Here is a 26,334-nt window from a genome sequence, read left to right as displayed (position 1 = left end):
GAAGAACTGGCTCCTGACAAAGACGCTGGTTGGCCATTCAGTTGGTCGTCGGCCAGCGCCGCTATGCCTTTTCGGGGTGTCGGTACCTTTCGGTCAGAGGCTTAACCAGGCGGTTGGCGCGGGCGCGAGCGGCGGGGTCGTCGGGACAGACCGCCGGGCGGATTGCCTGCTAGCCTTCGCCGCCATGTGGACCGAGGAGATCGTGGCCGGCCGACCGGCATGGAGGCATGTCCCGTCGGGGGTCGTGTTTCGCGAGGTTCCGGGCGGCACGTTTCAGATGGGCCTGTCCGAGGCAGAGCTCGACGCGGTACGCGCTATCGAGCGCAGTGGTGGCGTCGAGGACACGGTCGAGCCGTTCCTCGCCAACGCTAAGGACGCACAGCCGGTACGCGAGGTGCGGGTCGAGCCGTTCCTGCTCGCGCGGCACCCGCTGACCGTGGCGCAGGTCCGGCACTGGCTGCCCGAGTACGAAGACGACTACGCCGAGGCAGACACCGGCACCGCCCGGCTTGAAGGCGATCTGGAGGACCTGCTCAAGTTGTTGCCCTTCCAGCTGCCCAGCGAGGCGCAGTGGGAATACGCGGCGCGGGCCGGCACCACCACGCTCACCTTCCGCGGTGACGGGAAACCCGACGAGGACCAGCTCCTCGACGACTTCGGAGACGAAGCGCGGACGGCCGCCAGCGAGAACGCGTTCGGGCTGGCGGCGCTGGGCTCGGCGAACGAGCTCTGCGCCGACGTGTGGACTCCCGGGTTCGACGGCGCGCCGGCAGACGCGCTGCCACGGACCGGTGACGGGCCCCGGACCGTACGCGGTGGAGCCGCCGACCTCTACCCGTGGCAGGGCTGTGACGAGTGGCTGCTGCTGCTCTCCGCCACCCGGTACGAACACGCCGACTTCACGGCGGTACGCCCAGCCGCACCACTGCCACCCCAGTGATGGTGGTCTGAGCGGAGGGCCGACGACGGGCGGCAAGCCAGGGACGGGCCTGGGCGTCGGATCGGTGCGCCTGATGCTCTTCAGCCCGGCCGCGGACCTGCCGCAGCAATCAGTGATCTCGGTCCCGGCCGAGGAAGCACGACAGCAGGTCCCTGAACTCGTGCGGGTGCTCGATCGCCGGCACGTGCCCGCATCGGCCGAGCACGTGCAGGCGGACATCGGTCAGGTGTTCGAGCAAGGGCTGGGCTGCCGTCTCAAGTGGGGTGACCCGGTCCTCGGCGCCGTGTACGAGCAGCACGGGTGCGCACACCGCTGCCAGCGTTTGCGCCGAGAGGGTGAGCTCGTCGACCCATCGTGCCCTGGGTGGAGGGAACAACGACGCGAATGCGGCTGCCCCCGCTCGCATCGCAGCTGCACGGGCATCGACGGCCGAATCGGTCACGAGCGCTTGGTCGAGGACGAGGCGACTCAGCATGTCTCGTGCCCCGACCGTGCCGGCGGGGGCGGCCCAGATCGCGTCGAGCTCGGCGGACAGCGGCGCCCCGGGGGTGCCCATCGTCGAGACCGCCACGACACGGGTGACCTGCTGGGGGCGCGCAGCCGCCAACGCCAGCGCCACGGCACCGCCCATGGAGTGGCCCACTACGGCGTAGTGCTCGAACCCGAGAGCATCCATCAGGCCCGCGGCCTGCTCCGTCCACAGCCGGAGCCCACCCCTGGAGCCCGCCGGGACAGGCGTGCGGCCGAAGCCCGCCTGGTCAGGAGCCACCAGGTGCCAGGACGTGCCCAGCGCCTGGGCCGTCGTTGCCCAGGCGCCGGACCCGGTCGTGCCGGGTCCGGAGCCGTGCAGCATCAGCACCGCGGGCCCGGTGCCGCTCTCCAGGACGTGGATGGGTGAGCCGTCGACTGTGACGGTCCGAAGTGCCGTCACCGGGGCAGGGCGGGTGCGCTCATGCCGATGCGGGGCTGACGGACTTCGAGAAGACCTCCATCATCGCCCTGCCGAATTGCGGCATGTCGGGCCATCCCCGGCAGGAGACGAGGTTGCCGTCCACGACGTCGGGAGCGTCGATGACCGTCGCGCCCGCGTTTTCCATGTCACCGGTGATCGGGGGGAAGCACGCCGTCTTTCGACCCTTCAGCAGCCCGTACACCGCTGGCACCTGCGCGCCGTGGCATACCAGCGCGATGGGGAGGTTGCGCGCGAAGAAGTGCTCGGTGATGCGCCTGACGTCGGCGTCGACCCGGATCCACTCGGGGGCACGTCCCCCGGGGATGATCAGGGCGTCATAGCGCTCGACGTCGACCTCGGCCCAGGGCACGTCGACCGGCAGCTTCCGGCCGCTCTTCTCCACGTAGGCGTCGGAGTTGGGGTCGAACTCGTGGATGACCAGTTGCACGTCACGCATCGTCCGTGACGAGACGTCAACGTCCCAGCCGCCCTCCTGCACGCGATAGTAGGGGTACATGGTGTCGAGCTCCTCGGCGGCGTCGCCGGTCAGGAGCAGCGCTCTGGGCACCTGCTTCTCCTCGCATCTGGGGGCGGGTGAGGTGGATCCAATCCGATCCGATCAGGATTGGGTTAGCATTCCTCGGCCCAGCGTGCCCGTCAAGCCTCTACCGCCACTCCTTCCGCGCCCTCGACCTCGTCGAACAATCGTCGGAAACGCTCGCCGGACCGCAGGATGTGCCGACGCATCGCGTAGGCGGCGGCGTCGGGGTCACGCGCGGCGATCGCGGCCACAATGTCCTCATGCTCGGCCATGGCCAGGTGAGTGACCTGGGTGTCGTGGTGAAGCCGGAAGAGGTGCACATGGCTGTGCAGGCGAGCGAGCGCTTCACGGATGACCTGGTTCTCCGCGCTCAGGGCGACGAGATCGTGAAAAGCGGCGTCGCGTAGCCCGAAGGCGCCATAGGCCATCGGCTCGTTGCCCCCCTCCAGCTCCGCCATCTCCTCCAGCATTCGTCGCAGACCGGCCACCTGCTCCGAGGACGCGCGTTCCGCGGACCTGCGCGCCGCCGCCGGTTCGAGGAGCAGCCGGACCTCGAGCATGTCCTCGAATCGGTGACGAGTGATCTGGGGAGGAATGCGGTAGCCGGCATGAGGAACACGTACGACCAGGCCCTCGGCCTCCATGCGGTTCAGAGCGTCTCGGATCGGCGTCTGCGAGACTCCCAGCTCTCGCGCGAGGACGTCGATCGTGACGCGGGAGCCAGGCTCGATCCGTAGCGACATCAGCTGTCCGAGCAGCGTGTCGTACACCTCGTCGGCGAGCCGGCCACCAGATCTTCCCGGCGGCATTCCGCCCGTCACGGCCCTACGGCCCCGCGCGATCATCGCTTCGTCGTCCATCGTGGCGTGAGGTCCTTCCTTGCGTCTTCGGGAAGCTGTTGACATCGATCGCAGCGCTGCGGGATGCTGACGCCCCCACTCGGATCGTATAGGAAAGGTGTCGGATGCCCGCCATCCCGCACCCACGGCGGGGCCGCCAGCCATCGCTCTACTTCGATCACCTGAAGCTCCCCTAGGCATGTTCGACGTCCTGCTCGATTCGTCACCGGGCCGTAGATGGGCCGAAGGACTGTTCGACAGCATGACGACCCAGTACATCGCGGCGCACTCGTGACGCCGGTCCGCGGGTCGGCCCCCGCGGCAGCCGGGCAACACGCCTGCACAACCCAGCAACTGCTCGGCGAAGCACATAGCGAGGTTCTAGAAGTCCCCACCCAGAAAGCAGGCATAAAAATGCGCTATCCGAAGCGAATAGGAAGAATGTCCGCTCCCGGCCGAAAGGTGCGGCTGGCGACGGCGGCCATGCTGCTGGTGGCCACGACCGTGACGGCTTGCGGCGATGACAAGGACGACGGCGGGAAGACGAGCGCCCCCAAGGCGCCGGCGACCATCCCGGAGCTCACCAAGGACCCGCTGAACCTCAGCTTCATCTGGTTCGACTGGCCGCCCGCCCAGGCACTGGAAGCCTTCGCGAACGCGGAGTACAAGAAAGAGCGGCCGAACGCGACCATCAAGGTCAACACCGTGCCGAACGCCAACTGGCACGACGCGATGTTCACCCAGTTCGCCGCGCGCAAGACCGACTTCGACATCGCGATCCTGGACTCGCAACACATCGGCGAGGCCGTGACGAACGGCAACATCCTCGACCTCACCGACTTCGTCAAGAACAACATCGACGTCGCGGCCTACAACCCGTACCTCCTGGCGGCGTACGGCCAGTTCCCCCAGGCGGAGACCGGCAAGCGCGACGAGAACGCCAGCTTGTACGGACTGCCGCTGCTCGGCGACACCTGGACGATGATCTACCGCAAGGACCTGATCGGCGACAAGCCACCGCAGACCTGGGACCAGATGATCTCAGCCGCCGAGAGGTGCCAGGCGGACAACCCTGGCGTCAGCGGGCTGGCTTTCCACCAGGCCAACGGCTCCGACGCCGCGGCCGTCACCTACAACACGGTCAACGGCGTCTACGGCGGCAACCTCTGGGACCCCAAGAACCGCAAGATCGAGGGCGTCCTCAACGACGCTGCGGGCCAGGAGGCGATGGACGTCCTGGTCAACAAGATGAAGCCGCTGACCGCCAAGGGCTCCGGCAACTGGTTCATCGACGAGGTGAACGCGGCGGTCGCTCAGGGCAAGGCCTGCATCGCGTTCAACTGGATCGCCGCGAGTGGGGGCCTGCTCGATCCGAAGCAGTCGACACTCGGCACCACGCGGGAGCAGATTCTCAACAAGCTGGGGTTTGCCACCCTGCCGAGCCAGAAGACGAACCTGGTGCCGCTTGGCGGTATGGGTATGCACGTGTCGGCCTACTCCTCCACGGCAAACCAGGCGGAGGCCCTGAACTTCATGAAGTGGTTCGAGCGGGCTGACATCCAGAAGAAGTGGGCCGCGGCGGGTGGCGTGCCATCGCGTACGGACGCCCTGGAGTCGCCCGAGTTCCTCAATGCCGGGCCGTTCAACCAGGTGTACACCGACTCGGTTCCGCGGATGCGGGACATGTGGAACGTGCCCGAGTACGCGCGCCTCGTCGACATTGAGAACACCAACGTGAATGCGGCTCTCAACGGCGCGAAGAAGCCGAAGGATGCGCTCGACGACATCGCCAAGGAGCAGCAGAGCGTGCTCGACTCGAGCAGCCGCAAGGGCGGCGGCGGACTGTGAGTGACGCCGTCCCTCTGAAGACCGATCACCCCGGGCAGGTGGCGTCCGCGACGCCACCTGCACCGGGTCGGTCCCGCCGGTTGAGCGACCGCTGGCTCGCCGTTACCTTCATCTCCCCCGCGATGCTGCTGTTGCTCGCCATGTCGGTGTTCCCGTTGCTGTGGGCGTTGTACCTGTCTTTCACCGACTACTCGGCCACTCGCGGAGGGCCCGCCAATTTCATCGGGTTCGGGAACTACACCGCCATCCTGACGTCGGCGCAGGTCCACACGCGTGCCTTGACGACGTTGATCTACGTGGTCGGCGCGGTCGGCCTGCAGACCGTGCTCGGGTTCGGCATCGCCTACCTGATCTCACGGCGCACGCATGGGCGAGGAGTGCTGACCACTCTGTTCCTGGTTCCGATGATGCTGTCGCCGGTCGTGGTCGGGCTGTTCTGGCGATTCATGCTCGACGCGCAGTTCGGTGTGGTCAACAGCATGCTCGGCTCGCTCGGCCTGGGGCAGGTGGAGTGGCTCACCCGGCAGCGAACAGCACTGCTCTCCCTGATCGTGGTCGACACCTGGCAATGGACGCCGTTCATCATGCTCATCGCACTCGCGGGCCTTACCGCGGTTCCCAAGTACCTCTACGAGGCCGCCTCGATCGACCGGGCGTCGGAGTGGTTCCGGTTCCGCACCATCACTCTTCCACTGGTATGGCCACTGCTCCTCATTGCCGTGATGTTCAGGGCCATCGAGGCATTCCGGCTGTTCGACCTCGTCTACATCCTCACCAACGGAGGCCCGGGTGTCTCCACCGAGACGTTGTCGTTCCACATCTACAAGGTCGCGTTCCTGGGCTTCAACACCGGAACCGCTTCGGCGTACGGGATCCTCATGGTCCTCGTCGTCATCGTCCTCACGCAGTTCTACCTGCGCTACCTGAACAAGCTCAAGGAGGGCTGATGGCCGTCTCCGTCGACGAGGCCGTGTCCACAGGTCCTGCCCGGGATCACACGCCCCCCGCGCGCCGCCTGGGCGGACGGGGCCGCTCCGCGCTGGAGGTCACGCTGCTGACCGTGCTGGCCGTCGTGATGCTCTTTCCGGTGCTGTGGATGATCGAGACGTCCATCAAGGAGAACCGGGACGTCTACGCCATCCCGGCCAAGTTCTTCGACTTCACTGTCACTCTGGCCCATTACAAGGACGTGTTCATCGCCCCCGACGGCGGTCGCTCGGCCTTGTCCGTCTCGTTCGTCAACTCCGTCGTGGTCGCCGGAGCTTCCACGGTGCTGGCCACCGTGCTGGGGGTCCCGGCGGCCTGGGCCTACTCACGCTTCGCCGTCAAGGCCAAGAAGGACCAACTGTTCTTCATCCTGTCCACGCGCTTCATGCCGCCCGTGGTGGTCGTGATCCCGATCTTCCTCATGTACCGCCAAGTCGGACTCATCGACAACAAGCTCGGCTTGATCCTCATCTACAGCGCTTTCAACGTCCCGTTCACGATCTGGATGATGAAGGGGTTCGTCGACGAGGTGCCCGCGGAGTACGAGGATGCCGCCATGCTCGACGGCTACACCCGTTTGCAGGCGTTCCGGCGATTCACCCTCCCCCTGCTCGTGCCCGGCATCGCCGCGACGGCGGTCTTCGCACTCATCTTCTCGTGGAACGAATTCGTGTTCGCCACCTTCCTCACCTCCAGCGACGATGTCCGCACGGCCCCACCCGCCATCGCCGGCCTCATCGGCGGCACCACCACGGACTGGGGTCTCGTGGCCGCCGCCTCCGTGGTGTTCGCCCTACCGGTGCTCGTCTTCGCGTATCTGGTGCGCAGGCACCTCATCGCCGGTGTGACGCTCGGGGCGGTGCGACGCTGATGGCGGGCATCGAGGTGACCGCCCTGCACAAGCGCTACCCGGACGGGACGGTCGCGGTCGACCACGTGGACCTGTCCATCGACGACGGCGAGCTGTTCGTGATGCTCGGCCCTTCGGGTTGCGGCAAGACGACCACGCTGCGGGCCATAGCCGGCCTGGAGAGGCAGACGACGGGCGACATCCGCATCGGCGACACACTGGTCAACGACCTGCCGCCCGCCGAGCGCGACATCGCCATGGTGTTCCAGTTCTACGCTCTCTACCCGCATCTGAAAACCCGCGACAACCTGGCGTTCCCACTGCGGGCCGAGGGACTGCCCAAGCCCGAGGTGCACAAGCGGGTTGAAGAGGCCGCCCGGCTGATGCGGCTTGGTCCGCTCCTGGACCGGCGACCGCGCCAGCTGTCCGGCGGGGAGCAGCAGCGCGTCGCGCTTGCTCGCGCCCTGGTGCGACGACCGCGCGCTTTCCTCATGGACGAACCTCTCACCAATCTGGACGCCGAGTTGAGAGCGGACATGCGCACGGAGATCAAGCACCTGCAGGGGGAACTGGGGGCGACGATGGTCTACGTCACCCACGACCAGGTCGAGGCGATGTCGCTCGGTCACCGAATCGCCATCCTCAACAAGGGCCGCGTCGAGCAGATCGGCACACCGTTGGAGGTCTACGACCGTCCGGCGAGTCTTTTCTGCGCCGCATTCATCGGTTCCCCGCCGATGAACCTCATCGACGTGGAGGTTGCCGACGGGAAGCTGCGCGGTCAGGGGGGACTGGTCCTCACGCCACCGTCAGGCCTGCCGCGCGACCGTCGCCTGGTCGCAGGCGTCCGGCCGGAGGCGCTGGAAGTCACCGCACCAGGGGCGGAACGTTCGGTCCCGGCCCGCGTGGTCTCGGCGGAGTGGCTGGGCGACGAAATCATCTACGTGGTCGACCACAGCGGCCAGCGCGACGTCCGGGTTCGGATGCCACCGACTGTCCGTTTCGCCGCTGACGCAACTGTCGGGTTGCGGCACACCGGCGGGACCCCGGCGGTCTACGACGTGAGCACGGAAGAGCTGGTGGCCTGATGGGAACCGTGGCAGTGCACGGGCTGCGCAAGTCCTTCGGAAAAGTCCAAGCCCTGGACGGGGTGACGCTGGACGTGCCGGACGGCTCGTTCTTCGTCGTGCTCGGGCCCTCCGGGGCAGGCAAGACGACGACCCTGCGAGCGATAGCCGGCCTGGACAAGCTTGACGCCGGGTCGGTGCATCTGGACGGCAGGGACGCGACCGGTGACGCCCCGGCCGCACGCGACCTGGCCATGGTCTTCCAGAGCTACGCCCTCTACCCGCGACACACGGTGTACGAGAACATCGCCTCACCGCTGCGGGCACGCCGCTGTTCTCCAAGCGAGATCGCCGCTGCCGTCGAGCAGATGTCGAGCCTGCTGCACATCGAACGTCTGCTGCAGCGTCGTCCCGCGCAGTTGTCGGGCGGTGAGATGCAGCGTGTCGCCCTGGCCCGGGCGCTGGTCCGTCGCCCGCGCGCGTTTCTCATGGACGAGCCGCTGACGAACCTCGACCTCAAGCTCCGCGTCGAGATGCGCACCGAGCTCACCCGCATCCACCGGAGCCTCGGAGCGACCTTCGTCTACGTGACCAACGACCAGGTCGAGGCCCTGTCCATGGCCGACCAGGTCGCGGTCCTCAAGGAGGGGAAGGTGCAACAGGTCGGAACGCCGACCGAGGTGTACGAGCGTCCAGCCAACCAGTGGGTCGCAGGATTCGTCGGGAGCCCGCCGATCAGCCTGCTCGCCTGCCACGCCGAGGGTGATCGTCTGGTCGGCGCTGAAGGGTGGACGCTCCCGAGGCCCCGCTGGGCCACGGCCGAGGACGGTCGTGCGCTGATGCTGGGCCTGCGCGCGGAGGACCTGTCCGTCGAGCAGCGTGGGAACGCGTCGTTGTCGGGTGAGCTCTACGGGCTTGAGCCGCTCGGTGACCGGACAGTGGTCGACGTCCGAGTGGGGACGGAGATCCTCAAGGTCAAGGCACGACCCACCGTCACCGGTACGCCGGGCGAGTGGCTGCTTGTCACTGTCGACCTGGATCGTGCGCACCTGTTCGATGCGGACACCGGGCTGTCGCTGTCCGAGGCGGGGCGGTAACCGCGCCGGGCGGCGACGGCAACATGCGCCCGTACGGGGCAATCGAGCGTCGGACCGTCACCAGTGTGCACGGCCTGACGACGGTGGGACGGCCGTGGCGATCGCTGAGGCACGCCGGACATCACCAGGAAGATCACAGGAGGCGACGCGATGAGTGACCCGATGGACGTCCTGGCCCCCGAGCACCGGCGGCTCCGGATCGGCGACGCCTGGCGCGACGCCGCAAGCGGAGCCACCTTTGCCGTCGAGGACCCGGCCACCGGCAAGACCATCGCCGAGGTGGCGGACGCCGACGTCGTCGACGGGCTCGCCGCTCTGGACGCGGCGAGCAAGGCAACGGCGGAGTGGGCGGCCACCCCGCCGCGGAAACGGTCGGAGTTGTTGACCGCGACGTACCGGGCACTGACCGAGCGATCCGAGGAGGTCGCCCGGCTGATAACGCTCGAGATGGGCAAGCCGCTCGCCGAGGCTCGGGGAGAGGTGGCCTACGGCGCCGAGTTCTTCCGATGGTTCGCCGAGGAGGCGGTACGTGTCGAGGGGCGCTACAGCACCGCTCCGGCAGGTGGATATCGCATCCTCACCGTGCCGAAGCCGGTCGGACCGTGCGTCTTCGTGACGCCCTGGAACTTTCCGTTGGCCATGGGTGCCCGCAAGATCGCTCCTGCGCTGGCCGCGGGCTGCACGACGATCACCAAGCCAGCGGCCCAGACGCCACTCACCATGCTGTTCCTGGCCCGCATCATGGAGGAGGTCGGCGTTCCCCCGGGCGTCGTCAACGTGGTGACCACCAAGCGCGCCGGCGCGGTGGTCTCAGCACTGCTGGCCGACAGTCGGACCCGCAAGCTCTCGTTCACCGGGTCGACCGAGGTCGGGCGCGTGCTGCTACGACAGGCTGCGGACAACGTGCTGCGTACCTCAATGGAACTGGGCGGCAACGCGGCCTTGATCGTGTGTGCCGACGCTGACCTGGACGTCGCGCTCGACGGTGCCATGGTGGCCAAGATGCGCAACATCGGGGAGTCCTGCATCGCGGCCAACCGGATCTACGTCGAGGAGCCGGTGCGCGAGGAGTTCACGGCGCGCTTCGCCGAGCGGATGGGCGCGCTTGCGGTGGGCCATGGTCTCGACGAGGGTGTGGACGTCGGGGCGTTGATCGACGAGGCCTCGGTCGCCAAGATCGACGAGCTCGTCGCCGACGCGGTCGATCGCGGCGCCCGGCTCCTGGTGGGCGGCGAGCGCCCGGATGGGCCGGGCCACTTCTACCCGCCCACCGTCCTCGTCGACGTGCCCGAAGATGCGCGGATGCTGCAGGCGGAGATCTTCGGCCCGGTGGCGCCGATCATCTCGTTCACGTCCGACGACGAGGTGATGGCGAAGGCCAACGACACCGAGCATGGCCTGGCCGGATACATCTTCACCCGTGACCTCCAGCGGGCGCTCCGGTTCGCCGAGGGGCTGGAGACGGGGATGCTCGGCATCAACCGTGGCCTGATATCGGACCCGTCGGCTCCGTTCGGAGGCGTGAAGCAGTCCGGGATCGGCAAGGAGGGGTCGCACGAGGGCGTCCTTGAATACCTCGACCTCACCTATGTGGCGATCGACCTACCGTGACCGCCTGCGCCTTCCGGGCCAACCTTGTCGACGCCGTCCCGGTCTCGCAGGTGACCTGGACGTCCGCCCAGCACATCGCCGCCGACGTTCCGGAGAGGCACTGACATGCTTGAGACCTTCCGCGGACCACGCCAGCTGATAGTGGGCGAAGGGGTCGCGCAGAACATCCCACGAGTGGTGGCCGAGAGTGGCTCGCGAGTCCTCATCGTGACCGACCAGGTTCTTCTGGGGCAGCCGGGCGTGGCCGAGATCGTGGCCGCTGTGCGGGAAAAGGTCAAGGTCGTCGGGGTATTTTCCGACGCGACTCCAGACGTGCCACTCTCCGATGTGGCCCTGGCGGTCTCGGTCGCCGCCGAGGTGGACGCCGACGTGATCCTCGCCATCGGTGGTGGCACGGTGATTGACCTCGCCAAAATCGTCGGCGTCATCCGGCGCCACGGTGGGACGCCGCGCGACTTCTACGGCGAGTCGAAGGTGCCGGGGCCGACGCTTCCTCTCGTCGCGGTCCCGACGACGTCAGGCACCGGCTCCGAGCTCACACCCGTCTCGGTGTTGACCGACCCGGACCGCGAGCTGAAGGTGGGGGTTTCCAGCGTCCACATCGTTCCCGACTTCGCCATCGTCGACCCCGAACTCACCTACACCTGTCCTGCGAACGTCACCGCCCACTCCGGCATCGACGCGTTCTGTCACGCGGTGGAGAGCTACACCGCGCGACCCCGGGCCCACGGACCGCGGGACCCGGTGGAGCAGGTGTTCCTCGGCCGCAATCCGATCACCGACCACTACGCGCTCCTGGCCGCGGAGCGGATCGCCCGTAGCTTGCGGCGTGCTGTCCGGGATGGAGGCGACACGGACGCGCGCGCGGACATGTCCTACGGCTCCATGCTCGCCGGGCTCGCATTTTCCCACGCGGGCAATGCGGCCCCGCATGCTCTCCAGTACCCCATCGGCGCAGCCACGCACACCCCGCACGGCCTGGGCGTCGGGCTGCTACTGCCCTACGCGCTGGACGCGGCCAGGGATGCCATCAGCGATCGGTTGGCCATCCTCGCCGCGGTGTGCGGGCTCGACGTGAACGGCGCCTCGGATGCCGAGGCCGCAGACACGTTCCTCACCTGGCTCGACGGGCTCCTTGCCGACATCGGCATCCCTCCCACCTTGGCGGACATCGGCGTGGCACGCGCCGACCTCCCGCGCTTCGCGGAAATGGCCAGTGGGGTCACCCGCTTGATCCAGAACCATGCAGGCCCGACCGACACCGCCAGCCTGACCGCGATCCTCGAAGCGGCCTGGACCGGGGATCGGACCCGACACGTCCTGACTCCGAGCGGAGACAGTGACCGCCCTTCCACATGACGACGAGTCCCCTGTGGGGCGGCCAAGGCGAGCGCGAGCCGGCCGCCGGGGTGATCGCGACGGCGACGGCCTGGTCGACGTTCGCTTCACGGTTGTGGCCCCCGGCGGCATCGATGAAGCAGCCAGGTGACCAGGTCCACTCACCTCCATCTGAGCGGCGGCTGATCATGTGCTACGGTAACCGAGTTGCAGTTTTGATTTCCGTAGACGTTTTTCAGCGCCTGATGGGGTATCAAACCCATCCAGGCGCTTTTTCGTTTTCGTGTCGTTTCGACGCGGGTGATCAACGCAGCGGCGTAAGGGTCCGCACAGTGCGGTCTCTAACAGCCTGCGAGGAGCAGACATGACTACAGGTACCGTGAAGTGGTTCAACGCCGACAAGGGCTTCGGCTTCATCAGCCCGGACGACGGCGGCGCCGACGTCTTCGCCCACTTCTCCGCGATCTCGGCGAGCGGCTTCCGTAGCCTCGACGAGAACCAGAAGGTGGAGTTCGACATCACCCAGGGCCAGAAGGGCCCGCAGGCGGAGAACATCCGCCCGCTCTGATCCACACTCTGCTAACGGCGGCCCGACTGATTCAGCGGGCCGCCGTTCGGCGTTTCATACGCTCACCACGGCATCTCAACGCTCACTGGACTGGGACGAAGGTGGCGGCCAACACCCGCCAGTTGCCGTCCTCACGCACCCACAGCCGGGTGTAGCGCAACCGCGCGGACATAACGGCACCGCCCTGAACGGCATCCACCGCAGCGACCGTGCGGGTCACCCCGGTCTCACCGTCTTCCTGGACGTCGAGCGACTCCTCCACCAGGTTGGTGATTCGCAGGGCCCCCGAGCGGTAGCTCTCCAGGTCATCTTCCTTGGTAAAAACCGTGCCATCCGGTCCAGCACCCACGACCTGGGGGTGCAGAAGCGCGTCGAGGGACTCGACATCGGCGGCGCGCTGAGCGGCTTGAAGCTGCCGTTCCGCAGTCTGGAGATCCATCCAGCGATCCTCTACAGCGCCCCGCACCAAGACAAGCGGATTCGCTCGCGGCAGAACGGCAACGTCAGCCCAGCTCGGTGAGGCGACACGAACCATCGCCCGTCACCGGCGATGCATGCCAACGTTGGTAAGAGCTGGAACAGCGTAGGGTCAGTGTGCAGTGAAGACTTCGCGCCGCCGCGCGAGTCTTCCGTCACCTGCACGCCGCGATCAGGCGAGTACCACGCTGCACGTTCACCGACCTGCTCCAGGAGGTTCGATCATGTCCAAGGACTCGACGAGCAAGGCGAACGTCAAGAAGAAGGGTAAGACGATCAAGGAGAAGCAGACTGCGAAGCGCCTGAAGCGCGACGAGCAGAACGGGAATTCTTCAAACATCGTGTCCACCGGGCGCTGACGCCGGCAGCATCGCTCAAATGTCCAAGTGCGGCGATGAAGGTGGGGGCTGACGATCGTCGGATCCCCACCTGCCGCAGCGGCATAGATCTGCGGCGAGGGCCGCTCGGCTGCCCTCGCCGACACCGCTCGGGAAGTTGCACGACACTGTCGTCCACACCGATGCCCCGTCGATGGAGTCACGTCCGGGCGGTCGCTGCCAGAGCGGACAGTGCCGTGCTCACCACGTCCGACACCGACGGGGACATCCGCACGCGCTGAGCGCGAGGCCCAGCGGCGACCCGCTCAAGGGCACCCCCGCCGGCCCGGATCGCCGGGGGCCGACCTCCCGGCGCTGTCAGCCGCTGGTCGCGCTGGCCGACATACGGGCGCGGTACGCGGCGACGGCCGCACGATTTCCGCAACGACCGTCGCAGTACCTCTTGGACCTGTTCTTGGAGAGGTCCACCATCACGTTGTGGCACTCGGGGTGGGCGCACGAGCGTAGCCGGCGAAGCTCTCCCTGACGAAGCAGGTCGGCAACGGCGATCGATGTTCTGATGGCAAAGCGGGCCGCTAGTGGCGCATCCGCGGGCGCGACCTCCAAGCGGTAACCCCACTTGCCGCATTTGACCAGCTGTGGAAGTGCATTGAACTCGTGGAGCAGTTGATTGACCACGCTCGCCGCGGTGTCTCCGGTTGCCTGCCAGAGTTCACGGAGGCGGGGGCGGAGGCTGCGGAGCGTCTGCAGGTCGTTCCTGCCACAAGCCGGCCCCTCATCCCAGGCCAGGATCTGGACAATGCGTCTGAGCACGGCATCGTCGGGCTGGACGCCGTCTCCTCCGGTCGTGTTCACCAGCGCCGCAGCGGCAACCAGTGCCCGTGCCGCGTCATGAGGGAGGACGGTGCTGGCCCCCTCATGCCCACCGGTGTCGGATCCTGTCCGCCATCGGAGCGCGTCTCCGTTGGCCAGGTCCGGTTCGTCGAAGGAGGCCATCAGCTGGTCACCGCCGACATCTCGGACGGCAGGCGAACCCGGCCGCGAAGCCCTGGCCTGTGACGTGATCCGGTCGATGGCACTGGCCTGATCGGACAGGAGCCGTACGGACCGAACCACCCCGCCTGCGACGGCTGGCTCCCCGCGGGTCCGGTGAGCCGCGCTGTCACCGTGCGCTGGAGGTCGGGGCCACCGGCCAGTCGATGTCGGAGGCCGAGGCGGGGCTGGTCGTGCACAGCACGGAGACGAGGACGGCAACGGCGATCATGGCGCACCTACGCACAGTCAACTCCAGATTTGAGGGATGCGGGTGAGGGCAAAGCCGGCGGTCGTACCGCGTCGGGTTGTCCGCTCTGGTACGACCAACCTATCTGGAGCACCATGGCTTGGCAAGGTTTTGCCAGAGGTTGGCACGAGTGAATCTCCGTTTAGGCAACTGCGGTTAAGGTGCGGAAATACGCCACAGATAGGGACAGGCCGGCCATGCCACCGGCACGTAGTCGCACGTTCATCGACCAGAGCACAGCCACGGAAGACCTCCCGTGTTGCCTCGCATATGCCAAGCCCGTTGTCTCGGACAGCGCAGATCCCCACCCATGCGTCGAGCCGGGGCCGCCCACACGGCGGTGACCCGGCTCCCCGCGGCTGCTGGCCGGCCTCGGTCAGCCGAGCACCCGCTTCAGCCAGCCAACGCGGGCCTGGTGGGCGGTTCGAGACACCGTGGCGGTAGGTACCCACTCGTCGAAACTGTGGAACGCGCCCGACCAGACGTGCAGCTCGGCCTGCCCACCGGCACGCCAGATCCGGCTCGCGTACTCGATGCCCTCGTCGCGCAGCGCCTCAACCGAGCCCACTTCAATGAAGGCTGGCGGCAGACCAGACAGGTCCATCGCCCGCGCCGGAGCGGCGTAACAGGACACTGCCGGCAGGCCTCGGCGCTCGCCGAGCAGCGCGGTCCAGCCCGCTTCATTGGACAGCCCGTCCCACAGGCCGACCCGGCCGAGCTGACGGCAGGAGTCCGAGGCGCACCGGTCGTCCAGCATCGGGAACTGCAGCAGCTGCCCCTTGGGCCTGAGACCACCGCGGTCCCGCGCGAGCAGGGCCAGGCCGGCAGCCAGGGCGCCACCGGCACTGTTACCGCTCAACACGATCCGGTCGGGATCAAGGCCGAGGGAGGTGGCGTGACTGGCGAGCCACAGCAGCCCGGCATAGCAGTCCTCCACCGGGGCCGGATCCGGGTGCTCGGGCGCGAGCCGGTATTCGACCGACACCACGGCGAGGGAGAGCGCCTGAGCTCGGTCGAGCTCGCCGATGAGCTCGGTGCTGCGGTGGCTGCCGGCCACCATGCCGCCGCCGTGGGTGTGATAGACCACCGGAACCGGCGTGGTGACGCCCACCGGTCGGCAGATCAGCAGAGTGATGTCAGGGGCACCGGCCGGGCCGGGGACCTTCCGTTCCTCGATCTCGAACGCCCCATCGCGGCGGATCTGCGCGTCGGTCAGACGGCCGGTCCGGGAGCGTTGCCGTCGGTCGGCGATCAGGTCGACGGTGAGTGGCATCGGCAGCTCGGACAGGATCGCCGACAGCGGACCGGCCAGCTCGGGGTCGAACGGTGGTGGGACTGCGGCGGCCACGGTCCCGGTCATCACGCCTCCTCCAGCAGTGCCAGAGCGTCCACTTCGAGCAGCAGGTCCGGGCGGTAGAGCGCGACCACCTGCACGACGGTGCTGGCCGGTGGCCGGGAGGTGTCGATGAACTCGTCGCGCACCGCCAGCACCGTCGGTACGAACGCGACGTCGGTGACGAACCAGGTGAGCTTGACGACGTCGTCGAAGCTGCCGCCGGCTGCGGCGAGACAGCGGCCCATGTTGGTGAAGACCTGCCGCGCCTGCGCCTCGGGATCGCCGGGGCCGACCAGCTCCCCATCGGCGTCGAACGCCATCTGCCCGGCGATGGCGGCGAGCCGGCCCCGCGCGACGACGACGTGGGTGTAACCGGAGCTTGGCTGCACACCGGCGGGCTCGGCCAGGTGGGTGATGCGGGGTGTTGGCACAGTGTCCTCCCGAGGATTCGGTGATGGTGCGGGCGTACGCGACCACCGCGGCTCCAGGACGCCGAGTGATCGGGGCCTGATTGCCGGGCGGGCGCGGCGGTGGTCGCCGGTTACCGCGCCCGCAGCCGGACCGGCAGGCTCTCCGTGCCGTTGACAGCGATCGAGCTGACGCGGCGGGCGGGGCCGTCCAACTCGATCGCGTACGCCCCGTCGAGCAACTCGGAGAAGAGCACCCGCATCTGTGCCCGGGCCAGCGTGGCACCGATGCAGAAGTGCTCACCGACGGCGAGGGCGATGTGCCGATTCGGCGTACGCGTGATGTCGAACTCGTACGGGTTGGTGAACACGTCCTCGTCACGGTTGGCGGAGGGAAGCCAGAGCACGACCTTGTCGCCGGGGGCGATGCGCTGCCCGCGCAGTTGGTACGGGCGCGTGGCGGTCCGCACGCTGTGGGTGGCGCTCGATGTCCACCGCATGATCTCCTCGATCGCGCTGGGCAACAGCGCACGGTCCTGAGCGAGGCGTTTCCACTGCTGCGGGTGTTCGAGTAACGCCTGTGCCCCGCCAATGAGGGCCAGCCGGCCGTTCTCGGTGGCGCCGATGAGGTTCTCGCAGTTGAGCACGACCTCGATCTCGGTGAGCAGGTCACCGCCCACGGTGCCGTGCAGCAGCGCGCTCACCAGGTCGTCGGTCGGTTCCTCCATCCGGCGGTACAGCAGGTCCATGAAGTAGTCGACGATGTCGGGGTGGGAGACGAGCGAGCTGTGGGCCGCGAAAGCCTCGTCGGTCCATCGGTACAGCTTGTCGTGGTCGGCTTCGGGCACCCCGAGGATGTGCGCGATCGTCATCAGGGACAGCCGTCCCGCCACGTCGGTCGCGAAGTCGCAGGTGTCCTGCTCTGCCGCGCGGTCCAGGACGCCCTGGACACTGGCGCGCACGTAGCCCTCCAACGCCCGCACCGCGCGGGTGTTGAACCAACCGGCCATCAGTGTCCGCAGCTGCTTGTGGCGGGGGGCGTCGGTGAGCGCGAGCGTGAGGTTGCCGCCCGGATCGGGGCCAGCTGCGGCTGGCCGCAGCAGCACGCCCTGCGCCGAGCTGAACGTGGCGCTGTCCTGGTAGACCGCTCGGATGTCCGCATGCCTGGTCAGTGACCAGAATCCGGGCAGCTCGGTCGCGGGCTGCCAGTGCACCGGGGCTTCGGCGCGCATCCACGCCCACAGTGGGTGCGGATCGCCGGTGGCGTACAGGTCCGAGTCGGTGAGCCGGGACAGCGGCGGCGTGCCGGCAATGGCCCGGCCGGACGCGTCGATCTCCGCTGGCTCGGTGGTGGTGGCCGGAATGGTGCTGATGGTCATGGCCGGACTGCTCCCGTCGCCTGGCTGTACACGTACTCGGAAAAGTGCTTGGCGAGGTCGGCCGCGGTTTTCCCGGTGACCACCGCGGGGTTGTAGGTGACCTCCAGCCGCAGGCCGTCGCCGTCGGGCCACAGCTCGGCGTGCAACTCCAAGGGCAGGTCGAGATACGGCTGCCGGACGAAGGTGACGCGGGCGTCCGGAAGCTCCAGCTCGGGTACGGCATTGTTCTGGTAGGCGAACAGCGTCTGGTACGCCGGTGGCCGCCCGGTCTCGCCGAGCAGGTGGAACCCGGCCAGACTCTGGGCCGCGAGCATCTGCTGGACGGTACGGCCCACGATCCGGACCGCACCGGTGTCACCGGCGCACGCGGCATCGCGCAGTCGCAGGCAGACCATGGTGATGTGGCAGCCGATCGCGCGTACCAGGGCAGGGTCGTCGCGGCGGGCCACCGGCACCCCGAAGGCGACGTCCCGCTGGCCGGTGACGTCGGCGACGCTGGCCGCCCAGAGGGCGAGGAGGACGACGAAGCGGGTGACGTTGGCTGCTGCGGCGGCGGCGTCAACGGCCGCGAGGGCGTCCGCGGCCAGCCTGACCTCGACCCGCTCGGGTTGCCGGCGCGACCTGATCGGCACGATCGCGGTTGGTGCCGTCGTGCCTGTAGAGGGGTCGAACGCGGTCATACCGTCGGCTGCGGCGCTCTCGGCGGGTGCAACGCGGCCGTCGGATTCCGTGCCATCGCCGTCGAGGGTTGACGGATCGGACGACCACCGCAACGGCGGCACACCCGCCAGGGCGGCGCGCACCTCGGCGAGGCGGCGTTCGGGCTCGGCCAGTCGGCAGCGGGCCAGTTCGGCGCGGACCAGGTCGGCCAGGGCGGGGCCGGGCCCGAGCGCGACCGCGAGCCGGTCGGGGTCGGCGTCGCCCAGGGCGATCCGGTACGCGGTGCCGAGATCGTTGGCGAGGACGGCCTCGGACCAGCCGTCGAAGGCGACGTGGTGCACCGCGCATCCGAACACGGCCGTGGGCGCTGCCGGCTCCAGCACGTCGACAGGCACGAGGACGGTGTGCCACACCTGGGCGTCCTGCGGTGCGAGCGGCGCGGCGAGCGCCTCGCGGGCGGCGGCGAGGGCCGCGTCGACGCCGGCCTGCGGCGGCAGCACAGTCAGCGCGGGCGCCGGCACGTCGTCGGGACACGCCGCCGGCTCCGGGTCGAGCAGGTATGCCGCGCGCAGTGACTCGTGCCGCAGGTGTACGGCAGCGATCGCGACGGACAGGGCCGACCTGTCGAGTTCGCCCTCGACGACCCAGCTGAGCAGGCAGTGCCCGGTACGGTCGGCCGGGTTCAGCAGTTCCCGGGTCAGTTGCATGACCTGAACGGCGGTCAGCGGGGCCGCGTCGTCGTCGGGTACTGACAGGGCCGCCTCCCGCCCTGCCCCCGCGACGGCGGTCGCGTCGGACAGCCGGCGAGCGAGGCCGGTGACTGTCGGGCACTCGTACACCCAGGACACCGGCACCGGAATGCCGGTGCGCGCCGAGAGACGGGCACACACCCGGCCGGCGTCGAGCGAGGTCAGGCCCATCTCGGGGAACGGCGTGTCCAGCGGGATCGTGCCGACACCGAGGACGGCGGCGGCGCACTCGGCGACGTCGCGCAGCACCGGGTCGCCGAGGGTGGCCGGGTCGCAGCCCGCGGCCGGGTCGGAGTTGACAGCGGGGGGTGTCAGCAGCGCCAGCAGCGCCCGCTCGTCCAGCTTGCCCTGGGCGGTGAGCGGAAACGCGGCGACGCTGACCACTGCGGCCGGACGGTGGTAGGCGACGAGCGCGTCGCGGATCCGGGACGACGCCTCGGGCAGCGGGTCACCGTCGCGGACGGGCACGCAGAACGCCACCAGCTCCCGGTCGCCGCGGCCGGTGGCGCGGGCCACCACCCGGCAGTGTCGTACGTCGGAGAGCAGTTCCTCGATCTGGCGTTCGACCTCGGCCGGCTCCACCCGGTTGCCACGGATCTTGAGCTGACGGTCGGCGCGGCCGGTCAGGTGCAGCAGTCCGTCCTCGTCCCAGGTGCCGAGGTCGCCGGTGCGGTAGACGCGGACGTCACGATCGCCGACGCGGATCCGGGTGAACTTGGCGGCGGTGAGGGCGGGGTCACCGAGGTACTCGATCGCCAGGCCGTCGCCGGCCAGGCAGATCTCGCCGGTTTCGCCGACAGCGCAGGGGCGCTGTCCGTCCAACACGTACACCTCGGTGCCGGGCACGGGTCGCCCGAGTGGAATGCCGCCGGGCCGCTCGCAGTCGTCGGCGCGGATGCGGTGGGTGGTGGCGAAGACCGTGCACTCGACCGGGCCGTAACCGTTGAGCAGGACGGTGTCGGGATGCAGCGCCAGGAACCGGCGTACGTGCGGCACGGACAGCCGCTCCCCGCCGATCATCACCTGGTCCAGGCCCTCGAACGCGTCGGGCGCCTCGTCCATGATCAGGTTGAACAGGCTTGCGGTGCACCACGCGGTGTTCGCACCGTGCCGGGCCACCCCGTGGCGCAGGGCCGACGCCGACAGGTAGGGATCGGCCACGATCACCGAGGTGCCCCCGTTGAGCAGGGCGGACCACAGTTCGAGGGAGAACGCGTCCCAGGGGGTGGCGGCCGCGAGCGGGATCACCGTCCGGTGGTCGAAGCGGGCGAAGCCGCCGGGCTGCAACAGGCGGGCGGTGGCCCCGTGCGGGCTGACCACCCCCTTCGGCCGGCCGGTCGTGCCGGAGGTGAAGAAGACGCAACACGGGTCGGCAGCGGCGACGGCCACGGACCGGAAACCGGGGCCCGCGCTGACCGGTGCGGCCGAGATCGGCCATGCCGGCACCGCAAGGTCCCCGGCTGGTTCGGTGCCGGTGACCACCAGTGGGGGCCGCAGGTCCGTGAGCACGGCGTCGAGGCGCGGCGCGGGCCAGTCCGGCGGCAGCAGGCAGTAGGCGGCTCCGGTCTTGAGCACTGCCAGCAGCGCGACGACCAGGTCGGCGCTGCGTGGCAGCAGGATCGGCACCCGGTCGCCGGGTCGCACCCCGGCGGCGACCAGGCCCGCCGCCCAGGCATCCGCGGCGGCGTCGAGCTGCGCGTACGTGATCGTGCGAGGGCCCTCCACGACGGCGGCGGCGCCGGGTCGGCACCGCGCCTGCCGGGCCACGGTCTGGTGCAGCCCTTCCGCCGGAGCGGTGTTGGGCGAGCCGACCGACCATCGCGGGTCTGCGTGCACGCTGTTTCCCCTCGTCGGTACCTCTCGGGGTGATCAGGCGACGTGCGTCGCCATGTTCAACACGAACGTTGCCATGACATTGCCTAATCTGGCAACCTACTGGCAAGCCCGGGCATGTAGACCGCATCGATCCACGCCGGACGGTGCTCCTGGTGACCGATCAAAGGTGGGTGCATGGCACGCGACCGTTCCCTCGACATCGCCGTATCCGGCATGGCCGGCAGGTTTCCCGGCTCATCGGAGCTGACCCAGTGGTGGGACGCTCTCACTGCCGGCCGGGTGCTCACCCGTCGTTACCAGCGACAGGAACTCGCCTCCGAAGGGGTGCCCCCGGACCTGCTCGACGACCCGGACTACGTGGCGGTGCACGGCCACCTCGCCGACGCCGACCGGTTCGACCACGTGCTGTTCCGGATGAGCCCGCGCGAGGCCGAGATGCTCGACCCGCAGCACCGGCTGATGCTGGAGTGCGCCTGGTCGGCCCTTGAGGACGCCGGCGCCAACCCGCTCGACACCGGCCTCACCACCGGTGTGTTCGCCAGCGCCAGCAGCAGCGACTACCTGCGGCGGATGGTGGCCGGCGGCCAGCTCACGCCGCTGACACTGGAGGACGCGCTGCACGGCACCGAGCCCGACTTCCTGGCCAGCCTCCTGTCCTACCGGCTGAACCTGAACGGCCCCGCACTGGCGGTGCAGACCGCCTGCTCGTCGTCGCTGGTGGCGGTACACCTCGCCGTGCAGGCACTGCTCAACGGCGACTGCGACCAGGCGCTCGTGGTCGCCGCCGGGATGGCCTTCCCACAGGCGGGGCACCTGCACGTGCCCGGCGGCATCCACTCCCCCACCGGTCACTGCCGCCCGTTCGACGCCAGCGCCGACGGCATCGTCGCCGGGTCCGGTGTCGCCTGCGTGGTGCTGCGGCGCCTCGCCGACGCCCTCGACGACGGTCCCGCCCCGCACGGGGTCATCCTGGGTACCGCCATCAACAACGACGGCTCGGCGAAGGCGGGCTACTACGCGCCGTCCGTCGAAGGCCAACAGGCCGTCATCCGCGCTGCCCTGCGGGCCGCCGACGTCGACGGCGACTCCATCGGATACCTGGAGAGCCACGGCACCGGCACCCGCATCGGCGACCCCATCGAGTGGGCGGCCGCATCCGCGGCCCTGCGCGCGAGTGGTGCCCGCCCCGGCCAGGTCGCTGTGGGCGCACTGAAGGCGAACACCGGCCACCTCGACAACGCCGCGGGTGTGGCCGGCCTGATCAAGGCGATCATGGTGGTCCGGGAAGGGGTGATCCCTCCGGTCGCCGGACACAGCACGCTCAACCCGCTCCTCGAACACGACGGGTCGCCGCTGTACGTGCCCGAGCAGGCTCGGTCATGGCCCGGCACGGAACCTCGGCGCGCCGGGGTCAGCGCGTTCGGCGTCGGCGGCACCAACGCCCACGTGGTCGTGGAGCAGCCCCCGGTCGACAGCACCGCCCCCCGCGGCGCCCGCCCCGGCCGCCACCTGGTCGTGCTGTCCGCAGCCGATGATGCCGCGCTCGACCGCGCCGCCACCCGGCTCGCCGCGCACCTCCGCACCCACGACGTCCTGCCGCAGGACGTGGTGCGCACCCTGGCTACCGGCCGAGCACACCTGGCCGAGCGACTCGCCGTCGTGGGAACCGACACCGACGAACTCGCCGAGCGGCTGGAGTCCCGTGGCACCACCGCGCACGGCCGCGTGCCCACGACCGGCCCGGCACCGCTGGTGTTCGCCTTTCCCGGGCAGGGCGCCCAGTACCCCGGCATGGCCCGGCCGCTGGCCGCCGACCTGCCGGGCTTCAGCGCCGCGCTGGCGACAGTGCTCGACGAGTACGACCCCACCACCGCTGAACTGGTCGGCCGCGCGCTGCTCGACCCCGGGTTTCCCGCCGACGACCTGGCCGAGACCGCCCTGGCCCAGCCCGCCCTGTTCGCTGTGGAGTACGCCGCCGCGATGGCGCTGCGCGAGCTCGGCCTGCACCCGGCGGCCGTCACCGGGCACAGTCTCGGCGAGATCACTGCCGCGTGCGTGGCCGGTGTGCTCGACCTGGCCGACGCCGCCCGGCTGGTGACCGTGCGCGGGGCGGCCATGCAGCAGTGCCCACCCGGTGCCATGCTCGCCCTGACCTGCGGCGAACAGGAGACCGCTGACCTGGTACGCGCATCCGGCCTGGCGCTGGAGACCGCCGCCGTCAACTCTCCCGACCACACCGTGGTGGCCGGCCCGCCGGACGTCGTCGACACTTTTGAGGCCTGGCTGAACGGCCGGGTGCGTGCGCGGCGGCTGCGCTGCCGGCGCGCGTTCCACACCGCGCTCGTCGACGCCGCGGACGCGCCACTGCGGGAGGCACTGGCCGGGATGCGACTCGGACCGCCCACGCTGCCGTGGGCAACCAACAGCGGTGAACTGCTCCTCCCGGGAGCCCCTGTTGGCGCGACCCTGTTCACCGCACAGGCGCGCCACACGGTGCGGTTCGGACCATCACTGCGACGGCTGGCCGAGCGGTTCACCGATGCGGTCGTGGTCGAGGTCGGGCCAGGCCACGCACTGTCCACTCTGGTGGAGAGCGGCGGCCTCACCGCCGTGCCGCTGTGCGGCGGTCGGCCCGGCGCCGACGACGAGGCGATGCCCGACGCCCTGGGACGACTGTGGACCATCGGTCAGCCGGTGGACATCGACGCGACGTGCCTCACCGGGCGCCGCGTCCACCTTCCCGGCTACGCCTTCCACGGGCCACGCCACCTGGCCGCCGAGGCCAGACCGGCACCCGCCGGGCACAACCCGCCGGCTGTCGTCCCGCTGCCCGTCACCGCCCCGGCGCCGGCTGCGACCGCGTTCGCGACCGGGCGCGACAGCGGCATCGGCGCGGCGCCCGGCGCCGACCGACCGGCCAGGGCCTTCGAGCAGGACGTGCCGTCGCTGCTCGGCCGGCTGTGGACCGATCTGCTCGGTCGGGACCAGTTGTCCGATGACGCCGACTTCTTCGCGCTGGGCGGCGACTCGCTGAGCATCACCCACCTGGCTCGCCGGCTACGTACCGAACTCGGCATCCGGGTGCCGATCCGCGACCTCATGACCCGCCCGACGCTCGGCGATCACACGTCGATGTGCCGAGCCCTGGTCGACAGCGACCGCGCACCTGTCGCGGTTGGCTGATCGACGCCGGGGCGGCCGCCGTCCGCCGCTACCGCACCTCCGTCCGCACCCTTGTCACCAGGGAAGAAGGAGCTCGTCCATGACCACGCTGTCGATAACCCCGCCGCTGGGCACACCGTCCGACCTGCCGTGCCCGGCGTACCTCGGCGGTCCCCTGCCGGACGGTCCGCTGCCGCCGGTGCCGGACCTGGTGACCGCGGTGGCCGCGCGCACGCCGTCCCGGCCGGCGGTGCGCTGCGGCACCGACGAGATGAGCTACGCCGAACTCGGCGCACGCAGCTCCCGAATCGCCGCCGCGCTCACGAACGCCGGTGTGGGCCGCGGCGACCGGGTGGCGGTCCTCGCCGAAGCCAGCACGGCCACCGTCGCCGCCATCCTCGCCGTGCTGCGCTGCGGCGCGGCGTACGTACCCCTGGACCCCGGCCAGCCCGACCAGCGGTTGACCGAGATCCTCGCCGATGCCCAGGTCAGCGCGGCCCTGGTCAGTGACGGCACCGCGAACCGTCTGGCGGGCACGGGCCTGCCCCTGGTGCCGGTCACGGCAGGCGACACCGCCGCCGGCACCGACGGGGCACCGGTCGACGTCCCCGTGCTGCTCACCGACCCGGCGTACCTCATCTACACCTCCGGCAGCACCGGGGAGCCCAAGGGCGTGGTGGTCGAGCACGGGCAGTTGGCCGCCTCGACCCTGGCCCGGCGCCTGGTCTACCCGGGCGAACCCACGTTCCTGCTGGTGTCCCCGCTCAGCTTCGATTCCTCGGTGGCCGGCCTGTGGGGCACGCTGACCGCAGGCGGCTGCCTGATCGTGGCAACCGGCGCGCAGGTACGCGACCCGGAGCAGTTGGTCAGACTGGTCGACGACCACCGGGCCACCCATCTGCTGTGCATCCCCTCGCTGTACAGCTACCTTCTCGATGCCGCCGCGCGCATGGGAGGGGGCCGCCTGGAGTCGCTGCGAACCGCGATCGTGGCCGGTGAGGCCCTGCCGCAGGAGCTGGTGGAGCGGCACTTCGTCGAGACCTCCGGTCGCTGCGAGCTGGTGAACGAGTACGGCCCGACGGAGGCGACCGTGTGGGCGACCTACCAGCGTTTCACCGCACCAGCCCCGGTGACCATCGGCCGCCCCATCCCCGGCGCCCGGGTGTACGTCCTGGACGAGCAGCTGTGCCCGGTCCCCGTCGGCGAGTCGGGCGAGCTGTACGTGGCCGGCGCCGGTGTGGCCCGCGGCTACCACGGGCGGCCCGAGGCCACGGCCCGGGCGTTCCGCGACGATCCGTTCGCGGCCATCCCGGGCGAGCGGATGTACCGCACCGGTGACCTGTGCCGGTGGACCAACGACGGCACCCTGGAGTTCCTCGGTCGCCGGGACCATCAGGTCAAGGTCCGCGGTCATCGGATCGAGCTTTCGGCCGTCGAGGCACAGCTGTGCGCGCTGCCCGGCGTCCGCGAGGCCGTGGTCGTCCCCGCCGCCGGTGACACCGAGCTGGTCGGCTTCGTCCTATCTCTCGCCGGAGCTGCTCCGGAGTCCCTGCGAGGGCAGTTGGCCGACCGGGTTCCGGCGGTCATGGTGCCGAGCCGGATCGTGGTCCTGGACCACTTCCCGCGCACGGCCAACGGCAAGACCGATCGGGCCGCACTGCGCAGCCTGGCCGACGCCGGCCCCGTGACCGCCGAGGCGGCGACGCCGGCCGGACCGGCCCGGCCGCCCACAGCGGACCCGGCCGAGCTGGCCGTGCAGGTCAGTGCGGCGTGGACCGATGTGCTGCAGCGCGACGACGTCCCCGCCGACGTCAACTTCTTCGACCTGGGCGGTCACTCGCTGGCGATGTTCCGGCTACGAGACACGCTGGAGCGGCGTACCGGGTGCCGACTGTCGGTGGTCGCCCTGTTCCAGCACACCACTGTGGCGTCGCAGGTGGCGCTGCTGCGCGACGGCGGCGACGCGGCCGACGCCGACACGGCCACCGGCGAGGCCCGCTCCGCCCGTGCCCAGCGGGCCCGCGCGCTGCGCGCCCGGCGTACCGGCCTGATGCAGGAGGCAGAGTGATG

At 69.7% G+C, this 26,334-nt stretch carries 21 protein-coding genes; 12 read left to right on the top strand and 9 right to left on the bottom strand.

The window, feature by feature from the left end:
* The first annotated feature begins 184 nt into the window (after positions 1 to 184).
* Positions 185 to 940, top strand: a complete 756-nt coding sequence (locus tag KBX46_RS12940) for an SUMF1/EgtB/PvdO family nonheme iron enzyme (protein ID WP_210792672.1) — start codon at positions 185 to 187, stop codon at positions 938 to 940.
* A 109-nt stretch (positions 941 to 1,049) separates the two neighbouring features.
* Here KBX46_RS12940 and KBX46_RS12935 read toward each other — a convergent pair whose 3' ends face one another.
* The 3 genes from KBX46_RS12935 to KBX46_RS12925 all read right to left on the bottom strand — a co-directional run bounded on the left by KBX46_RS12935 (position 1,050) and on the right by KBX46_RS12925 (position 3,293).
* Positions 1,050 to 1,793, bottom strand: a complete 744-nt coding sequence (locus tag KBX46_RS12935; protein ID WP_247667476.1) for an alpha/beta fold hydrolase — start codon at positions 1,791 to 1,793, stop codon at positions 1,050 to 1,052.
* A 97-nt stretch (positions 1,794 to 1,890) separates the two neighbouring features.
* A complete protein-coding gene (locus tag KBX46_RS12930) occupies positions 1,891 to 2,460 on the bottom strand; it encodes a DJ-1/PfpI family protein (protein ID WP_210792670.1) in 570 nt (189 codons plus the stop codon).
* An 89-nt stretch (positions 2,461 to 2,549) separates the two neighbouring features.
* Positions 2,550 to 3,293 (bottom strand): GntR family transcriptional regulator, encoded by a 744-nt coding sequence (locus KBX46_RS12925; RefSeq protein WP_099852368.1) that lies wholly within the window; start codon positions 3,291 to 3,293, stop codon positions 2,550 to 2,552.
* 420 nt (positions 3,294 to 3,713) lie between these two features.
* Between KBX46_RS12925 and KBX46_RS12920 the strand changes: the two genes are divergently transcribed.
* From KBX46_RS12920 to KBX46_RS12885, 8 genes are all read left to right on the top strand, one after another.
* Complete coding sequence (locus KBX46_RS12920) at positions 3,714 to 5,120, top strand: extracellular solute-binding protein (RefSeq protein WP_247667459.1); 1,407 nt, start codon at positions 3,714 to 3,716, stop codon at positions 5,118 to 5,120.
* A gap of 80 nt (positions 5,121 to 5,200) precedes the next feature.
* Positions 5,201 to 6,067 (top strand): carbohydrate ABC transporter permease, encoded by an 867-nt coding sequence (locus KBX46_RS12915; protein WP_225854939.1) that lies wholly within the window; start codon positions 5,201 to 5,203, stop codon positions 6,065 to 6,067.
* Positions 6,067 to 6,978, top strand: a complete 912-nt coding sequence (locus KBX46_RS12910) for a carbohydrate ABC transporter permease (RefSeq protein ID WP_210792667.1) — start codon at positions 6,067 to 6,069, stop codon at positions 6,976 to 6,978. Before KBX46_RS12915 ends, KBX46_RS12910 begins: the two co-directional genes overlap by 1 nt.
* Positions 6,978 to 8,045, top strand: a complete 1,068-nt coding sequence (locus tag KBX46_RS12905; protein ID WP_088947634.1) for an ABC transporter ATP-binding protein — start codon at positions 6,978 to 6,980, stop codon at positions 8,043 to 8,045. The genes KBX46_RS12910 and KBX46_RS12905 overlap by 1 nt, the downstream gene beginning before the upstream one ends.
* Positions 8,045 to 9,121 (top strand): ABC transporter ATP-binding protein, encoded by a 1,077-nt coding sequence (locus KBX46_RS12900; RefSeq protein WP_210792666.1) that lies wholly within the window; start codon positions 8,045 to 8,047, stop codon positions 9,119 to 9,121. The genes KBX46_RS12905 and KBX46_RS12900 overlap by 1 nt, the downstream gene beginning before the upstream one ends.
* Before the next feature lie 150 nt (positions 9,122 to 9,271).
* On the top strand, positions 9,272 to 10,732 hold the full coding sequence (locus tag KBX46_RS12895) for an NAD-dependent succinate-semialdehyde dehydrogenase (RefSeq protein ID WP_210792665.1): 1,461 nt from the start codon (positions 9,272 to 9,274) through the stop codon (positions 10,730 to 10,732).
* Between the two features lie 105 nt (positions 10,733 to 10,837).
* Positions 10,838 to 12,091: an iron-containing alcohol dehydrogenase gene (locus tag KBX46_RS12890; protein ID WP_210792664.1), complete on the top strand. Its 1,254-nt coding sequence runs from the start codon at positions 10,838 to 10,840 to the stop codon at positions 12,089 to 12,091.
* Positions 12,092 to 12,434: 343 nt separating this feature from the next.
* A complete protein-coding gene (locus KBX46_RS12885) occupies positions 12,435 to 12,638 on the top strand; it encodes a cold-shock protein (RefSeq protein WP_013283833.1) in 204 nt (67 codons plus the stop codon).
* 82 nt (positions 12,639 to 12,720) lie between these two features.
* On the opposite strand, the gene KBX46_RS12880 is transcribed toward KBX46_RS12885, so the two are convergent.
* The gene (locus KBX46_RS12880; protein WP_210792663.1) at positions 12,721 to 13,077 is read right to left on the bottom strand and encodes a nuclear transport factor 2 family protein; all 357 of its coding nucleotides are present in this window, start codon (positions 13,075 to 13,077) and stop codon (positions 12,721 to 12,723) included.
* A 262-nt stretch (positions 13,078 to 13,339) separates the two neighbouring features.
* Here KBX46_RS12880 and KBX46_RS32870 point away from each other — a divergent pair, with 262 nt between their 5' ends.
* Positions 13,340 to 13,474, top strand: a complete 135-nt coding sequence (locus KBX46_RS32870) for a hypothetical protein (protein WP_255508804.1) — start codon at positions 13,340 to 13,342, stop codon at positions 13,472 to 13,474.
* Positions 13,475 to 13,810: 336 nt separating this feature from the next.
* Here KBX46_RS32870 and KBX46_RS12875 read toward each other — a convergent pair whose 3' ends face one another.
* The 5 genes from KBX46_RS12875 to KBX46_RS12855 form a co-directional block, all read right to left on the bottom strand.
* Positions 13,811 to 14,449, bottom strand: coding sequence for a CGNR zinc finger domain-containing protein (locus KBX46_RS12875; RefSeq protein ID WP_210792662.1), 639 nt, complete (start codon positions 14,447 to 14,449; stop codon positions 13,811 to 13,813).
* 662 nt (positions 14,450 to 15,111) lie between these two features.
* Positions 15,112 to 16,095, bottom strand: coding sequence for an alpha/beta hydrolase (locus KBX46_RS12870; protein ID WP_210792661.1), 984 nt, complete (start codon positions 16,093 to 16,095; stop codon positions 15,112 to 15,114).
* Positions 16,095 to 16,502, bottom strand: coding sequence for a RidA family protein (locus KBX46_RS12865; RefSeq protein WP_088947628.1), 408 nt, complete (start codon positions 16,500 to 16,502; stop codon positions 16,095 to 16,097). Before KBX46_RS12865 ends, KBX46_RS12870 begins: the two co-directional genes overlap by 1 nt.
* A gap of 110 nt (positions 16,503 to 16,612) precedes the next feature.
* A complete protein-coding gene (locus tag KBX46_RS12860) occupies positions 16,613 to 17,857 on the bottom strand; it encodes a cytochrome P450 (RefSeq protein WP_210792660.1) in 1,245 nt (414 codons plus the stop codon).
* Positions 17,854 to 21,102 (bottom strand): non-ribosomal peptide synthetase, encoded by a 3,249-nt coding sequence (locus KBX46_RS12855; protein WP_210792659.1) that lies wholly within the window; start codon positions 21,100 to 21,102, stop codon positions 17,854 to 17,856. The genes KBX46_RS12860 and KBX46_RS12855 overlap by 4 nt, the downstream gene beginning before the upstream one ends.
* Before the next feature lie 174 nt (positions 21,103 to 21,276).
* Between KBX46_RS12855 and KBX46_RS12850 the strand changes: the two genes are divergently transcribed.
* Positions 21,277 to 24,285, top strand: a complete 3,009-nt coding sequence (locus KBX46_RS12850) for a type I polyketide synthase (RefSeq protein ID WP_210792658.1) — start codon at positions 21,277 to 21,279, stop codon at positions 24,283 to 24,285.
* Between the two features lie 79 nt (positions 24,286 to 24,364).
* Entirely contained in the window at positions 24,365 to 26,332 is a 1,968-nt protein-coding gene (locus KBX46_RS12845) for a non-ribosomal peptide synthetase (RefSeq protein WP_210792657.1), read from the top strand.
* The last annotated feature ends 2 nt before the right edge of the window (positions 26,333 to 26,334 follow it).

The organism is Micromonospora sp. C81 (assembly GCF_018070425.1).
In the GTDB taxonomy this organism is placed as follows: domain Bacteria; phylum Actinomycetota; class Actinomycetes; order Mycobacteriales; family Micromonosporaceae; genus Micromonospora; species Micromonospora zamorensis.
The sequence above is the reverse complement of the archived record's forward strand: the minus strand, read 5'-3'. Positions and strand labels throughout refer to the sequence as shown.

Coding starts and splice junctions, on each gene's coding strand:
- KBX46_RS12890 (WP_210792664.1), top strand. CDS start 10,838: ATGCTTGAGACCTTCCGCGGACCACGCCAGCTGATAGTGGGCGAAGGG.
- KBX46_RS12850 (WP_210792658.1), top strand. CDS start 21,277: ATGGCACGCGACCGTTCCCTCGACATCGCCGTATCCGGCATGGCCGGC.
- KBX46_RS12940 (WP_210792672.1), top strand. CDS start 185: ATGTGGACCGAGGAGATCGTGGCCGGCCGACCGGCATGGAGGCATGTC.
- KBX46_RS32870 (WP_255508804.1), top strand. CDS start 13,340: ATGTCCAAGGACTCGACGAGCAAGGCGAACGTCAAGAAGAAGGGTAAG.
- KBX46_RS12910 (WP_210792667.1), top strand. CDS start 6,067: ATGGCCGTCTCCGTCGACGAGGCCGTGTCCACAGGTCCTGCCCGGGAT.
- KBX46_RS12845 (WP_210792657.1), top strand. CDS start 24,365: ATGACCACGCTGTCGATAACCCCGCCGCTGGGCACACCGTCCGACCTG.
- KBX46_RS12875 (WP_210792662.1), bottom strand. CDS start 14,449: ATGGCCTCCTTCGACGAACCGGACCTGGCCAACGGAGACGCGCTCCGA.
- KBX46_RS12935 (WP_247667476.1), bottom strand. CDS start 1,793: ATGCTGCACGGCTCCGGACCCGGCACGACCGGGTCCGGCGCCTGGGCA.
- KBX46_RS12920 (WP_247667459.1), top strand. CDS start 3,714: ATGTCCGCTCCCGGCCGAAAGGTGCGGCTGGCGACGGCGGCCATGCTG.
- KBX46_RS12885 (WP_013283833.1), top strand. CDS start 12,435: ATGACTACAGGTACCGTGAAGTGGTTCAACGCCGACAAGGGCTTCGGC.
- KBX46_RS12925 (WP_099852368.1), bottom strand. CDS start 3,293: ATGGACGACGAAGCGATGATCGCGCGGGGCCGTAGGGCCGTGACGGGC.
- KBX46_RS12870 (WP_210792661.1), bottom strand. CDS start 16,095: ATGACCGGGACCGTGGCCGCCGCAGTCCCACCACCGTTCGACCCCGAG.
- KBX46_RS12860 (WP_210792660.1), bottom strand. CDS start 17,857: ATGACCATCAGCACCATTCCGGCCACCACCACCGAGCCAGCGGAGATC.
- KBX46_RS12880 (WP_210792663.1), bottom strand. CDS start 13,077: ATGGATCTCCAGACTGCGGAACGGCAGCTTCAAGCCGCTCAGCGCGCC.
- KBX46_RS12895 (WP_210792665.1), top strand. CDS start 9,272: ATGAGTGACCCGATGGACGTCCTGGCCCCCGAGCACCGGCGGCTCCGG.
- KBX46_RS12905 (WP_088947634.1), top strand. CDS start 6,978: ATGGCGGGCATCGAGGTGACCGCCCTGCACAAGCGCTACCCGGACGGG.
- KBX46_RS12900 (WP_210792666.1), top strand. CDS start 8,045: ATGGGAACCGTGGCAGTGCACGGGCTGCGCAAGTCCTTCGGAAAAGTC.